This is a genomic window from Vibrio syngnathi, from assembly GCF_002119525.1.
In the GTDB taxonomy this organism is placed as follows: Bacteria; Pseudomonadota; Gammaproteobacteria; order Enterobacterales; family Vibrionaceae; genus Vibrio; species Vibrio syngnathi.
Window position 1 is genome coordinate 229,493 of sequence record NZ_CP017916.1, and the last position, 12,959, is coordinate 242,451.

The following is a 12,959-nucleotide window of genomic DNA, read 5'->3' on the forward strand; positions in this document are numbered from 1 at the left end:
AATGTATTAGATCCTAGCTGTCATATTCAATCGGTGTTTTGCGGGTTATACTTTGTGCTATCAGTCACTTTATAGCCAATTTATGAAACAAGAATACGCACGTTTAGTTACGCTCGCCGCTTGGGCTGCCACCATCATTGCCTCCATATTATTGGTTGTGAAGGTTGCGGCGTGGTGGGTGACAGGCTCAGTCAGTTTATTAGCTTCTGTTGTTGACTCACTGTTGGATATCGCCGCTTCTGTCGTCAACCTTGTGGTGGTTCGTTACTCTTTGCAGCCAGCTGATAAAGAACATACCTTTGGTCATGGTAAGGCCGAATCTCTTGCTGCATTAGCACAAGCGATGTTTATTTCTGGTTCCGCTTGTTTCCTTATTCTTAACGGTATTGAACGTTTCTTCCGACCGCATGAGCTGAACTCTCCAGAGGTTGGTATCTACGTCAGTTTATTCGCAATGGTCATGACCTTCGGTTTAGTTCGATTCCAAAAACACGTTGTCAGCAAAACGGGCAGCCAAGCGATTGCGGCTGACTCTCTGCATTATCAATCTGATCTTTATATGAATGCGGCTATCATGCTGGCGCTAGCACTGAGCTGGTTTGGTATCGGTCAAGCAGACTCGGTATTTGCGATTGGTATTGGTATCTACATTCTTTACAGCGCTTATCAAATGGCGATGGAAGCGGTGCAATCTCTACTTGATCACAAGCTACCTGATGAAGAACTCAAGCAGATTAAAGAGACATCGTTGAGTGTGGAAGGGGTACTTGGCGTACATCAATTAAGAACGCGCCGTTCAGGTCCTGTTCGGTTCATTCAATTGCATTTAGAACTCGAAGACAATATCCCACTGATTGAAGCTCATCGCATTTCTGACGAAGTAGAGGATAAGCTGATCTCCGTTTTCCCTGATGCTGATGTATTAATTCATCAAGATCCGTATTCGGTGGTATTTGGACCAGAGAAACAGCAGAAATTTCACTCATGGTAACGTGTCTAAAAATTAGGTAGCAAATGGCAAGTGAATGGCTTTTGAACTAAAGTGAGTAAAAATTGCTAACTCAAAGGTGATTCAAAAATCACCTTAGTAACAATTAATGTTGATTCTGATGTGAATCAACAAAGTTATTGAGTAAAACTGTAATACTCTTACAGAAGTAGAAATGTTACATAATTTTACGTGATTTAAGTGCTATTCCTGTTGAGGAAATGTAACATAACGTACAAATATAGATTTAAAATCTTGTTGATATACAATCAGCAAGAACAAGAATTGAATAATAGATTCCCAAAAATCGAGGGTGAGCATGATTAAGAAGATCGGTGTTTTGACCAGTGGTGGTGACGCTCCAGGTATGAACGCAGCAGTTCGCGGTGTAGTTCGTACTGCGCTATCAGTTGGCATTGAAGTTTACGGTATTTACGACGGCTACCAAGGCCTTGTGGAAGACCGTATCGAGAAGCTTGACCGTTCAAGCGTATCTGATGTGATCAACCGTGGTGGTACTTTCTTAGGTTCTGCACGTTTCCCTGAGTTCAAAGACGTTGCTGTTCGTGAGAAAGGCATCGAGAACCTTAAGAAACACGGTATCGAAGCACTTGTTGTTATCGGTGGTGATGGTTCTTACATGGGCGCTAAGAAGCTGACTGAAATGGGTTACCCATGTATAGGTCTTCCAGGCACAATCGATAACGATATCGCGGGTACTGACTACACTATCGGTTACCTAACTGCGCTTAACACTGTTATCGATTCAATCGACCGTCTACGTGATACATCTTCTTCTCACCAACGTATTTCTATTGTTGAAATCATGGGCCGTCACTGTGGTGACCTTACGCTTATGTCAGCAATCGCGGGTGGTTGTGAGTACATCATTACACCTGAGACTGGCCTAGATAAAGATCAGCTAATCAGCAATATCCAAGATGGTATTGCGAAAGGCAAGAAACACGCAATTATCGCTCTAACTGAGCTAATGATGGACGCGAACGAATTGGCTAAAGAGATTGAAACGGCAACAGGTCGTGAGACTCGCGCAACCGTTCTTGGTCACATTCAACGTGGTGGTCGTCCTACTGCATTTGACCGTGTATTAGCTTCTCGTATGGGCAACTACGCTGTTCACCTTCTTCAAGAAGGTCAAGGTGGTCGTTGTGTTGGTATCGAGAAAGAAGCTCTTGTTCACCACGATATCATCGACTGTATCGAGAACATGCAGAACCCAGACCGTTCTGAGTTGTTCCGCGTTGCAGAAGAGTTGTTCTAAGCCACGCTTAGCGTTCGCTTGAAAATATTAAAAACCGCTGATTTATCAGCGGTTTTTTTGTGTCCGTTGTTTGGCTTTAAAGCTTGAATCTCAAACGATAGGCAACAAAAAAGGCCAACCTAAGTTGACCTTTCATTCAATTTAAACGGTGACGTTTAAATTAAGCTTTTGCTTCAGCTGCTGCTTTAGCGATAGCTGCGAAGCTTTTCGCGTCTAGAGCTGCGCCGCCAACTAGAGCACCGTCGATGTCTGGTTGTGCGAAGTAAGCTGCTGCGTTTTCTGGCTTAACAGAACCGCCGTATTGGATAACAACTTTCTTAGCAACATCTTCAGATTTCTCAGCGATGTGTGCACGGATTTGAGCGTGGATGCGTTGTGCATCTTCAGCTGTAGCTGCTTTACCAGTACCGATAGCCCAGATTGGTTCGTAAGCGATGATAGCGCCTTCAAGAGCTTCAACACCTTGAGTGTTGATAACAGCGTCAAGTTGACGAGCACATACAGCAACAGTTTCGCCTGCTTCGTTTTGTGCTTCAGATTCACCGATACAAAGAACTGGAGTTAGGCCGTTCTCTTTTAGGAATGCGAATTTCTTAGCAACGAATTCGTCAGACTCAGCGTGGTATTCACGACGCTCAGAGTGACCGATGATGATGTGAGATGCGCCGAACTCTTTAAGCATTGCTGGAGACATGTCGCCAGTGAATGCACCGCTGTTGTTTAGGTCAGAGTTTTGAGCACCTAGGATGATAGCGCTGCCCGCTTCAGTAAGCGTACGCTCAGCAAGATCAACGAAAAGTGCTGGTGGAGCAACTGCTACGTCTACGCCTGTTACGCCTTCAAGTTCAGCGTTAAGACCGTTTAGTAGATCAACAACCATTTCTTTGCTGCCGTTTAGTTTCCAGTTACCCATAACTACAGGATGACGCATAGGAATATCTCCAAAGTATTTAAATAAATCGAATGTAAAAAAGTAAACTTTATTACGAAATAATATAACAGAATAATATCAACAGATCATGACTGTGGTCATGACTTTCTTGGATCTTACTCAATGGTCAGAGTAGATTTTGAGCAAATATCAGTGATCCGGCAGACAGAATAATAGCTAACTTCTCGGATTTTTCATCGTTAGTTGCTATTAAGGGACAAACGATTGCGTTAACAATAGGAAGTAATAATGCCGAATCTAGTTCTAGAGTACTCAAATTCAGTGGATGAGCGAGTGAATATCCAAGGTTTACTGGAAGACCTCCATCAAGTTACATTAAACTGTGGTTTGTTTGATGTACCTTCTGTGAAGTCTCGTTCACTGCGCTGTCATAACTGGTTGGTCGGTGATGAAGAGGACAATGTAGATTTTGTTCATATTAGCTTCGAGTTACTTTCTGGACGTACTGAAGAACAGAAAAGAGAATTGTCGCGTTTGTTAATGCAAACCCTACAAGAACAGGCAAGCCATATCCGCAGCCTAACGGTCAACATACGAGATATGGATAAAAGTTGCTTTCAGAAAGTGATTAACTAGCTAAAAATAATCAACTAGCTAAAAGTGATTCACTAACTATTTGCTACTCACTTTTTGGTAGCGTATTAACTTTTTGAGTATTTTAAGATGTCGATGAAAGATTTACTGCTCTCTTTCAAAGGGAGAATAGGTCGTAAGACTTACTGGATTTGGAATATTTTCTACTACATAGCGATTACTGGTTTTGCTTCTGGTATCTCTGTGTTGTTCCCTGCTTACTCTTACATTCTGCTGCCAGTATTCCTATTGCTGCTCGTGATCCCAGATCTTGCGGTCACCGCTAAGCGCTGGCACGACCGCAATAAGTCGAACTATTGGTTACTGTTGAATGTGCCGCTAGTGCTAGGTCGTTTGGCTTCGCCAATGGCTGCGACTACCACAGAGCCGGTATCACCAATCCATATGGCAGCCACCGTTGCGGCGTTAGTGTGTGGCTTATGGATTTTGATTGAGTGTGGTTTGTTGAAAGGCACAGAAGGTCGTAACGACTATGGCGAAGATCCATGTAAATATTAACAATGAATAGATAAGAGGGAGCATCGCGCTCCCTTTTTTCTTTTTAATACTTTTGCACTTTTAATACATTTTAGGTTCTGCATTCGGCCTAAAAGGAACCACATTTTCCGGTTTAGATTCTTCAAAACTACAGCGACCTTCGAGTGCATCTTGGAATTTACAGAACTGACAACGAAGCTCTTGCATGAGTACGACATTAACATGATGTGGGTTTTTACAGCGACCAACCACCAAATCGATGTGACTTTGCTGAGCGCGTAGCCTGTCTTGCATGGTTTCTGAGGCCGAACAAATCATCTGCTCGCACATTTCGTGTTTGAATTGATTGAATGCTTTAGGATCGCTTTTGGCGAGTTGGACCAGTTCATCAAACGGGGGCAGATTTTGATTTGGCTGTGGCTGTGCCATGATTCCTTCCTTAGCATTAAGCATGTTTCATATACTTTAAGCTTAAGAAAGAAATCTGTACAAATTTTAATCTATCGTCATTTTCTCAACATTGAGACGGAATCGGTGGGTTAGTACTAGCTCTTAGCGCTTGGTATTACGATAAAGGCGTGGGCGTTAAGGTATAAGTACAGCGTCTTTCGCCGGCAATAATGTGTTCAGTGCGGCTTACATGACACTCATTTTTGAGCAGTTCAGTGAAAACATTGAGCTCAGATTGGCATAGGCTAGGGCAACGAGTTGCTGCTTTGCAGATGGGGCAGTGGTTCTCAATTAAGATGTAGTGCTCATCATGTTCTTGAAGTTCAGCCATGTAGCCTTCATCTTCACGAAGTTGGGTGAGTTTTTCAAGCTTACTAATGAGTGAATCACAACCAGACAGTGCAGATTGATACTGCTTAAGTGTGTGTTGTTCACGCTCGGCAGCAACCTTAGCCAACCCTTCTTTACCAAACAGATTTTCTACAGCATCAATTACTTGAATAGTGAGTTCACCGTGTCGGTCTGAAAATTGGCTGTGGCCTTGTTGAGTTAAGGACCAATGGCGAGTCGGACGACCCACTTTTACTTTCACATCATGAAACGCAAGAGTACCGTCATCTTCCAGACTTTGCAGATGTTGCCTTGCACCCATTGTCGTCATGCCAAATTCTTCTGACAGTTGTTTCGCGGTTACCGCGCCTTGACGCTTAATGGTCTGTAAGATTTTGTCGCTTGTTTTCATACTATCTCTGCCTCATGAACTTTACCATTATGAGGCAAGGTATTTATAAAGCAAACCATTTACTATAAGGCTGGTGAAATGCACAGATTATTGATGGCCAATAAAACAAAAGGCTGATACTTGGTATCAGCCTTCGTGCGTTTTGTTGAACCTAGTTTTGGTTTACAGGATGTGACCGATTACTTCTGGGTCTTTACGCTCTAGGTAGTGGATAGATTTGATGCGGCGAATCGTACGACAGCGACCACGGATAAGCAGTGTTTCTGTGGTTGCGATATTGCCTGTGCGAGTGATGCCTTCTAGAAGGTCACCCTTAGTAATACCCGTTGCTGAGAACACAACATTATCGCTGCGTGCCATGTCTTCCATCTTCAGTACGATGCCCGCCGTTACGCCCATTTCTGCACAACGTTCTAGTTCAAGCTCACCGTGCTTGCGGTTCTCTTCTGTATCGCCTTTTACTTCATGACGAGGAAGAAGACGAGCGTGCATGTCACCGTCGAGTGCGCGAATGACCGCCGCAGAAACCACACCTTCAGGTGCGCCGCCGATGCAGTACATTACGTCTACTTCGCTATCTGGCATACACGTTAAGATAGAAGCTGCAACATCACCGTCTGGCACAGCAAATACACGAACGCCCATGGCTTGCATGTCAGCGATGATTTGATCGTGACGAGGCTTAGCCAATGTGGTTACTACTAGAGTATCGAGTGTTTTACCTAGTGCTTTAGCGATGTTTTCTAGGTTTTCTGTTAGTGGCAGCTCTAGGTCAATCACGCCTTTAGCGCCAGGGCCTACTACCAACTTTTCCATGTACATATCAGGCGCTTTAAGGAAGCTGCCTTTTTCGCCTGCAGCTAATACCGCCAATGCATTTGATTGACCCATTGCTGTCATGCGTGTCCCTTCAATTGGGTCAACTGCGATGTCGACAGCGTCGCCGCCCACACCTACGTTTTCGCCGATGTATAGCATAGGTGCATCATCGATTTCACCTTCGCCGATAACGATCTCACCGCTAATTTCGGTTTTGTTTAATAGGCTACGCATTACTTCTACAGCAGCGCCATCTGCAGCGTTTTTATCGCCACGGCCAAGCCACTTGTAACCAGCTAGTGCTGCACCTTCTGTGACACGAGAGAATGACATTGCTAAATCGCGTTTCATGCGGACTCCAAAATTTTCAAAGGGGGAATAGAAATTTCGCGGCAAATTTTATCATATCCCAAAGGAAACGTTTGCCTTTTTGTTTTTTGGAGATTGCTCTCGATCAATTCGCAGTGGAAAACAGTTATTATTCATCAAAATAATCGGTTTGCCGTCGTGGTGGTAATCGTTCACGTCAATATTCGGTAAAAAGCGCTGTTTTTTTCATCGAATGGCGCAAAATATCGAATATATTGAGTGTTTATCCTTGCTCTGCTGAGTAGAATGGGGAAATAAGTGGAGTGAACCTTCACCATCAAACGGATAACTTAAAGGTAGGCCAGAATGTCTTTTGAAGTACTAGAGCAGCTAGAAGCAAAAATTCAAACAGCAGTAGATACAATTGCACTTCTTCAAATGGAAGTGGAAGAGCTTAAAGAAGAGAAACAAGCACTAGCAACAGAAGCTGGTGAGCTTAAAGCAAGCCGTCACGAGCTAGAGCAAAAAACTCAGCAAATGCAGGAAGAGCATTCAGCATGGCAAGATCGCATCCGTAACCTTCTTGGTAAAATGGATGACGTAGAGTAATCGACTCTTCAGATTTAAAAAAACGCCCGCTACTGAGTAGCGGGCGTTTTCGTTTGTGTTCTTATGTTTTGTGTTCTTTGGCTTGTTTTATTATTTGAAGCTGAGTGAGTTACTCGGCCTCTTCTTCTTCAACATCCAGATCGAGTTCTACATCCAAAGGCTCTGCCGAAAGAATAATGCCAGTGTTGTCTGCGTAGAGATAATCTTCCGGTAAGAAGGTCACGCTGCCAAAGTTCACAGGTACATCTAATTCGCCAACACCTTCTTGGCTCGCACCAACAGGGATAGAAGCCAAAGCCTGAATACCAAGGTTCATGTCTTCTAGCTCATCGACTTCACGAACGCAGCCGTAAACCACAATACCTTCCCACTCATTGTCTTCAGCAAGTAGAGCAATCTCAGCATCGATCAGCGCTTTACGCAGTGAGCCGCCACCATCGATTAACAACACACGTCCCAAACCATCTTGCTCTAATACGGAGCGAATTAAAGCGTTGTCTTCAAAACACTTTAATGTCGTGATCTGTCCTGCGAAGGATGCACGTCCACCGAAGTTGCTGAACATTGGCTCCACGACATCGACTTGATCCAAATATATGTCGCACAGTGCTGAAGTGTTGTATTCCATTAGTATACCTTTTGAACAATGAGCTTACTTTGAGTATATCGGTGCTTGATCCCTTTGCAATGATTAGTCTCATTTAACTCAATAGAGTTTGAGCTACGACAACCCCTGCAAACAATAGGTTAGTGACCAGTGAACATTTCACAATCACAGGCATCATTGGCGCGATCTGTGCTGGCTTTTCGGTTTCCCAAACGGCCTTGCCATGCTTGTAAACAATAATAATGCTCAGTAAAAACGGCAGGCTGATCCAGGCCGGTTTTTCTTGAATGAGCAGGTAGATAGCGAAAGAGGCAAGGGCGAGCCCAAGCAGTGCAAAATGATAGTGCTTGGCTTTGCGTTGCCCTAGGCGAACCGCCATGGTGCGCTTACCACATTCGCTGTCGTTTTCGATATCACGCATGTTGTTGATATTGAGCACCGCAACCGCCATCAACCCGCAGCCTAGTGCAGGCAGAAACAGGCTTGGCTCTACATGACCCGTATGTAAGAAGTAAGTACCAGAAACCCCTAACAAACCGAAGAAGATAAATACCGACAAGTCGCCAAGGCCAATATAACCATAAGGTTTATTTCCCACGGTGTAAGCGATGGCAGCCATTATGGCTAATACGCCTAACGCGATGAAAGATAAGATGCTTTCAATCGATGTTAAGGCGTGAAAAATAAGAATCAGCCCTGCGATCATGGTAAATACGATATTGAGGATGATGGCTTGCTTCATGGTTTGCGCAGTCACCGCACCTGATTGCATTGCACGTGTTGGCCCTAGACGGTTTTCGTTGTCTGTGCCTTTTACCGCGTCGCCATAGTCATTGGCTAAGTTCGACAGAATCTGTAATAGAGTGGCGGTTAAAAAAGCCAATAGTGCGATTGATAAAGAAAAGTGACCACCGGCGAACGCTAAACTACTTCCTGTAAGAATAGAGACAAGTGCGAGAGGCAGAGTTTTTGGGCGTGCGGCATCTAGCCAAATCAGTAGAGATTGTTTCATCGTAGGTCTAATTCTTTATAAGTCTTCGTTTCATACTGTGATTTGAGTATACGCCCATTTTTCGGGTAATAAAAAGCCCACTCGAAAGTGGGCCTTGAATTCGCTTATTAGCTGCTATTTCTTTGAGATAGAGCAATAAGTTGGAGTTTGGTGTGCTACAGGATGAAGCGGCTTAGGTCTTCGTCTTCTACGAGCTCGCCAAGCTTAGATATTACGTAAGCTTCATCAATCACCAATTTGCTGCCTGCTCGGTCTGTTGCGTCGAATGAAATCTCATCCATTAGGCGCTCCATGACTGTGTGCAGACGACGCGCACCGATGTTTTCTGTGGTTTCGTTGACACGCCATGCTGCATCAGCAATTTGGTTGATGCCATCTTCAGTGAACTCAATGCCGACATCTTCTGTTTTCATCAGGGCAATGTACTGTTCAGTCAGTGATGCCTTTGGCTCAGTAAGAATACGTTTGAAGTCGTGTGCTGATAGCGCTTCAAGTTCGACACGGATTGGCAGACGACCTTGCAGTTCAGGGATCAGATCTGACGGCTTAGCTACTTGGAATGCACCTGAAGTGATAAACAAGATGTGGTCAGTTTTAACCATACCGTGCTTAGTTGATACTGTGCTGCCTTCGATAAGAGGAAGCAGGTCACGTTGAACACCTTCACGAGATACGTCTGGACCTGAGCTGTCGCCACGCTTACAGATTTTGTCGATCTCATCGATGAATACGATACCGTTGTTTTCAGCGTTGAAGATCGCGCTCTCTTTTAGCTCTTCCTGGTTCACAAGCTTCGCTGCTTCTTCTTCCGTCAGTGCTTTGAATGCGTCTTTGATTTTCATCTTACGCTTTTTCTTGGTGTCGCCCGCTAGATTTTGGAACATGCCTTGCAGCTGGTTGGTCATCTCTTCCATGCCCGGAGGTGACATGATTTCAACGCCCATTTGCGGCGCGGCTACATCAACTTCGATCTCTTTGTCGTCTAGCTTACCTTCACGCAGTTTCTTACGGAAAATCTGACGAGTGTTTGAAGAAGTTGTGTCTTCCGTTGATTGCTCGTTCTGACCCCAAGCATCACGTGCTGGTGGTAGAAGGGCATCAAGAATGCGTTCTTCAGCTTGCTCTTCAGCGCGGTATTGTACTTTTTCCATCGCTTGCTGGTGCGTCATCTTGATCGCAACGTCCGTTAGGTCACGGATGATGGTTTCAACTTCTTTACCCACGTAGCCAACTTCGGTGAACTTAGTCGCTTCTACTTTGATGAAAGGCGCGTTTGCTAGTTTCGCTAGACGGCGAGCAATTTCAGTTTTACCCACACCCGTAGGGCCAATCATCAGGATGTTTTTTGGTGATACTTCAACACGCAGGCTTTCTTCAAGCTGCATACGACGCCAGCGGTTACGCAGTGCAATAGCCACTGAGCGCTTAGCGTTGTCTTGGCCGATAATGTGGCGATTGAGTTCGTGAACAATTTCGCGAGGAGTCATCTCAGACATGGTTTTTCCTTAATTCTTTAATCACTGTTGAATACAACGTTATTGATGGAAGCGGTCGTTACTCGGGCTTTGGCAGCTCAACGGTGCTTTCTAGTTCTTCAATAGTGTGGTGATGGTTGGTGAATACACAGATATCGCCCGCAATGTTCAGCGACTTTTCTGCGATTTCACGCGCATCTAAATCTGTATTTTCTAATAGTGCAGTAGCTGCTGCTTGAGCGAAGTTACCGCCCGAACCGATAGCAATCAGGTCGTTCTCTGGTTGAACTACGTCACCGTTACCTGTGATGATTAGAGAAGCGGTCTCATCTGCTACTGCCAACAGTGCTTCTAACTTACGTAGAGCACGGTCACTACGCCAATCCTTCGCCAGCTCAACGGCAGCTTTGGTTAGGTGGCCTTGGTGCATTTGCAGCTTGCTTTCAAATTTTTCGAATAGCGTGAAAGCATCTGCGGTACCGCCAGCAAAACCTGCCAGTACTTTGTTGTTGTATAGGCGACGTACTTTACGGGCATTGCCCTTCATTACAGTATTGCCTAGAGATACTTGTCCATCACCCGCGATGACGACTTTATTATTACGACGTACAGATACAATGGTAGTCACGAGTAGGGCCTCTTAATATTTCTTATCTTTGGGTATAAAAAGTATATGAGGATGGTGCTCGGATAATTCAAGGAAGGTCGAGTGATGTCGCGCAACTTATCGGCGGAAGTTGTAAGGAAATTTGGCAAAAGGGTGCGGATAAAAGAAAACCTCCACAATGGGAGGCTTTCGGTGTTTGGCTTTTCTGCTTCTGCTTCTGCTTCTGCTTCTGCTTCTGCTTCTGCGGCAAATCTATAACTACTGGGTGTCTTTCCAAATAGCACAAGGTTCGATTTTCGCTCGTTGCAGCTTATGGCGATCTCGCTCTGCATCTCGCTTCAATTTGTATGGTCCTAGAACCACACGATACCAGCTACTGCCATCCTTTTTACGGATTGAGCTTGAGATACCTTGGAAGGCAATATCCAACTTACGTGCTTCAGCTTGGCTTGAGGTTTTGTACGCGCCACATTGCATGATGTAAGGGATCTTCGAGATCTGTTGCTCTTTGGCTTTTACTTCAATCTCGCGGCTTGGCAAGGTTTCAACGTAGTCCCACTTCTCCTCTGGAGGCGGCGGAATGACTTTTGTTGGTTTCGGCTTAGGCTTTGGTTTAGTTACCACTGGAGTCGGTGCTGGCGGCTCAGGGTCATTACTCAATAGGTAAAGTCCGTAACCAAAACCACCGGCGAGGAGGATCGCCAAAAGACCACTACGCCATGGTTTACGGCGAGGGGTTTGTTTTTTGGTCGGTTTTTTCGTGCCACGACCGCGCTTTACATAATCTCTATTAGCCACAAGACAATTCAATAGTTGCTGATTCTGCCCTCATGGTAATCCAGATTGAGTGAGGATAATAGTGCAGAAATGGAAGCGACACATCAAAATGTGCCGCAGAGTTATAAGGGTATTTATGAGAACTACATTCGAGGTGGCGCAGTACTGCCTCGAACGACTAATTTAGCTTCAAGCAGGCGTGACCCTGCTTGTACATCGTTGCCTTTCAGTACGTCGAGCATCATCAGCATCGCTTGGCGTCCAATCTCATAACGAGGCTGAGAAATAGTCGTTAGCGGTGGATCGCAGTATTGAGCGAATTGGATATCATCGAAGCCAACAATCGATAGGTCTTGAGGAACACGTAAACCTAACTTCTTCGCTTCTTGAATCGCACCAATGGCCATCGCATCATTGTGACAGAAGATAGCGGTTGGTTGTTCAGGAAGAGCGAGTAATTGACGAACTGCTTGAGCGCCCGCTTCAAAGGTAAAGTCACCGACAGTGCTATAGGCTGGATTCATTGATACTCCTGCACGACGTAGCGCTTGCTGGTAGCCTTGTTGGCGGAACTTACAAAGCGTTGCTGATACTGGCCCAGAGATTTGTGCTATACGCTTATGACCTAACTGAGCTAGGTAGTTCACTGCTTCAAATGCTGAGGTCAGGTTATCGATGTGTACGGTAGGGAGTTCAAGCTCAGGGGCGAACTCACATGCCATCACCATCGGCGGTAAGTTTTTTTGTTCAGGCTTACTGACATCAAACGGATGGTCGGTACCAAGCAGTAGCATGCCATCAGCTTGTTTAGTGAATACTAAATTAACAAATGAAGACTCACGCTTCTTCTGTTGGCCGCTATCACCCAGTAGAACGAGGTAGTCATTTTCTACTGCGGCATCTTCGATACCACGAATGATCTCTGCGAAATAAGGGTCACAGATATCAGGAACAATAGTGATGATGGTTTTTGATTCGTTGCGACGTAAATTTCTAGCTAATGTATTGGGTGAGTATCCAGCTTCAAGTACTGCTGTCTCAACTCGCTTACGAGTAGAAACCGAGACTTTTTCAGGGTTCATCAATGCACGTGATACCGTGGCTGTTGAAACGCCTGCTAGCTGGGCAACATCCTTCATTGTCGCCATAAATTAAACCCTCTTTTTAATTCCTTTGTTGCCTAAGTATCTAAGGCATGAATAATAAATGTAATCGAATAGATATTGTGAAAGTGTTGCTAACACTTTTTTTATTGCAAT

15 protein-coding genes are annotated in these 12,959 nt (G+C 44.8%); 5 read left to right on the plus strand and 10 right to left on the minus strand.

What is annotated here, in order from left to right; genetic code table 11:
• The first annotated feature begins 82 nt into the window (after positions 1-82).
• Positions 83-991: a CDF family cation-efflux transporter FieF gene (fieF, locus tag K08M4_RS01075; RefSeq protein WP_086048598.1), complete on the plus strand. Its 909-nt coding sequence runs from the start codon at positions 83-85 to the stop codon at positions 989-991.
• A gap of 316 nt (positions 992-1,307) precedes the next feature.
• Positions 1,308-2,270, plus strand: a complete 963-nt coding sequence (pfkA, locus tag K08M4_RS01080) for a 6-phosphofructokinase (protein WP_009848871.1) — start codon at positions 1,308-1,310, stop codon at positions 2,268-2,270.
• A gap of 160 nt (positions 2,271-2,430) precedes the next feature.
• Here pfkA and tpiA read toward each other — a convergent pair whose 3' ends face one another.
• Positions 2,431-3,201 (minus strand): triose-phosphate isomerase, encoded by a 771-nt coding sequence (tpiA, locus tag K08M4_RS01085; RefSeq protein WP_012604968.1) that lies wholly within the window; start codon positions 3,199-3,201, stop codon positions 2,431-2,433.
• Positions 3,202-3,450: 249 nt separating this feature from the next.
• Here tpiA and K08M4_RS01090 point away from each other — a divergent pair, with 249 nt between their 5' ends.
• Entirely contained in the window at positions 3,451-3,798 is a 348-nt protein-coding gene (locus K08M4_RS01090; protein WP_004729703.1) for a 5-carboxymethyl-2-hydroxymuconate Delta-isomerase, read from the plus strand.
• A gap of 87 nt (positions 3,799-3,885) precedes the next feature.
• A complete protein-coding gene (locus K08M4_RS01095; protein ID WP_086048599.1) occupies positions 3,886-4,314 on the plus strand; it encodes a DUF805 domain-containing protein in 429 nt (142 codons plus the stop codon).
• Between the two features lie 60 nt (positions 4,315-4,374).
• Here K08M4_RS01095 and K08M4_RS01100 read toward each other — a convergent pair whose 3' ends face one another.
• From K08M4_RS01100 to glpX, 3 genes are all read right to left on the minus strand, one after another.
• Positions 4,375-4,722: a DUF3135 domain-containing protein gene (locus K08M4_RS01100; protein WP_086048600.1), complete on the minus strand. Its 348-nt coding sequence runs from the start codon at positions 4,720-4,722 to the stop codon at positions 4,375-4,377.
• 136 nt (positions 4,723-4,858) lie between these two features.
• Positions 4,859-5,485, minus strand: a complete 627-nt coding sequence (locus K08M4_RS01105; protein ID WP_086048601.1) for a helix-turn-helix transcriptional regulator — start codon at positions 5,483-5,485, stop codon at positions 4,859-4,861.
• A gap of 162 nt (positions 5,486-5,647) precedes the next feature.
• Entirely contained in the window at positions 5,648-6,655 is a 1,008-nt protein-coding gene (gene glpX / locus K08M4_RS01110) for a class II fructose-bisphosphatase (protein WP_086048602.1), read from the minus strand.
• A gap of 324 nt (positions 6,656-6,979) precedes the next feature.
• Between glpX and zapB the strand changes: the two genes are divergently transcribed.
• A complete protein-coding gene (zapB, locus tag K08M4_RS01115; protein WP_009848877.1) occupies positions 6,980-7,222 on the plus strand; it encodes a cell division protein ZapB in 243 nt (80 codons plus the stop codon).
• A gap of 109 nt (positions 7,223-7,331) precedes the next feature.
• Here the strand turns inward: zapB and rraA are convergent, their stop codons facing one another.
• The 6 genes from rraA to cytR form a co-directional block, all read right to left on the minus strand.
• Positions 7,332-7,850: a ribonuclease E activity regulator RraA gene (rraA, locus tag K08M4_RS01120; RefSeq protein ID WP_009848878.1), complete on the minus strand. Its 519-nt coding sequence runs from the start codon at positions 7,848-7,850 to the stop codon at positions 7,332-7,334.
• Positions 7,851-7,923: 73 nt separating this feature from the next.
• Positions 7,924-8,841, minus strand: a complete 918-nt coding sequence (locus K08M4_RS01125; RefSeq protein ID WP_086048603.1) for a 1,4-dihydroxy-2-naphthoate polyprenyltransferase — start codon at positions 8,839-8,841, stop codon at positions 7,924-7,926.
• Positions 8,842-8,996: 155 nt separating this feature from the next.
• Positions 8,997-10,337: an ATP-dependent protease ATPase subunit HslU gene (hslU, locus tag K08M4_RS01130; RefSeq protein WP_009848880.1), complete on the minus strand. Its 1,341-nt coding sequence runs from the start codon at positions 10,335-10,337 to the stop codon at positions 8,997-8,999.
• A gap of 58 nt (positions 10,338-10,395) precedes the next feature.
• Positions 10,396-10,944: an ATP-dependent protease subunit HslV gene (hslV, locus tag K08M4_RS01135; RefSeq protein ID WP_004729692.1), complete on the minus strand. Its 549-nt coding sequence runs from the start codon at positions 10,942-10,944 to the stop codon at positions 10,396-10,398.
• A gap of 237 nt (positions 10,945-11,181) precedes the next feature.
• Positions 11,182-11,721: an SPOR domain-containing protein gene (locus tag K08M4_RS01140; RefSeq protein ID WP_086048604.1), complete on the minus strand. Its 540-nt coding sequence runs from the start codon at positions 11,719-11,721 to the stop codon at positions 11,182-11,184.
• A 122-nt stretch (positions 11,722-11,843) separates the two neighbouring features.
• Positions 11,844-12,848 carry a DNA-binding transcriptional regulator CytR gene (gene cytR / locus K08M4_RS01145; protein WP_086048605.1) on the minus strand — a complete coding sequence of 335 codons (1,005 nt, stop codon included), beginning with the start codon at positions 12,846-12,848 and terminating at the stop codon, positions 11,844-11,846.
• Between the last annotated feature and the right edge of the window lie 111 nt (positions 12,849-12,959).

What these genes read in the sequence shown, in the direction of transcription:
- rraA (WP_009848878.1), bottom strand. Translation starts at nt 7,850, where the DNA reads ATGGAATACAACACTTCAGCACTGTGCGACATATATTTGGATCAAGTC.
- pfkA (WP_009848871.1), top strand. Translation starts at nt 1,308, where the DNA reads ATGATTAAGAAGATCGGTGTTTTGACCAGTGGTGGTGACGCTCCAGGT.
- K08M4_RS01095 (WP_086048599.1), top strand. Translation starts at nt 3,886, where the DNA reads ATGTCGATGAAAGATTTACTGCTCTCTTTCAAAGGGAGAATAGGTCGT.
- zapB (WP_009848877.1), top strand. Translation starts at nt 6,980, where the DNA reads ATGTCTTTTGAAGTACTAGAGCAGCTAGAAGCAAAAATTCAAACAGCA.
- hslU (WP_009848880.1), bottom strand. Translation starts at nt 10,337, where the DNA reads ATGTCTGAGATGACTCCTCGCGAAATTGTTCACGAACTCAATCGCCAC.
- K08M4_RS01105 (WP_086048601.1), bottom strand. Translation starts at nt 5,485, where the DNA reads ATGAAAACAAGCGACAAAATCTTACAGACCATTAAGCGTCAAGGCGCG.
- K08M4_RS01090 (WP_004729703.1), top strand. Translation starts at nt 3,451, where the DNA reads ATGCCGAATCTAGTTCTAGAGTACTCAAATTCAGTGGATGAGCGAGTG.
- K08M4_RS01100 (WP_086048600.1), bottom strand. Translation starts at nt 4,722, where the DNA reads ATGGCACAGCCACAGCCAAATCAAAATCTGCCCCCGTTTGATGAACTG.
- K08M4_RS01125 (WP_086048603.1), bottom strand. Translation starts at nt 8,841, where the DNA reads ATGAAACAATCTCTACTGATTTGGCTAGATGCCGCACGCCCAAAAACT.
- fieF (WP_086048598.1), top strand. Translation starts at nt 83, where the DNA reads ATGAAACAAGAATACGCACGTTTAGTTACGCTCGCCGCTTGGGCTGCC.
- glpX (WP_086048602.1), bottom strand. Translation starts at nt 6,655, where the DNA reads ATGAAACGCGATTTAGCAATGTCATTCTCTCGTGTCACAGAAGGTGCA.
- cytR (WP_086048605.1), bottom strand. Translation starts at nt 12,848, where the DNA reads ATGGCGACAATGAAGGATGTTGCCCAGCTAGCAGGCGTTTCAACAGCC.
- tpiA (WP_012604968.1), bottom strand. Translation starts at nt 3,201, where the DNA reads ATGCGTCATCCTGTAGTTATGGGTAACTGGAAACTAAACGGCAGCAAA.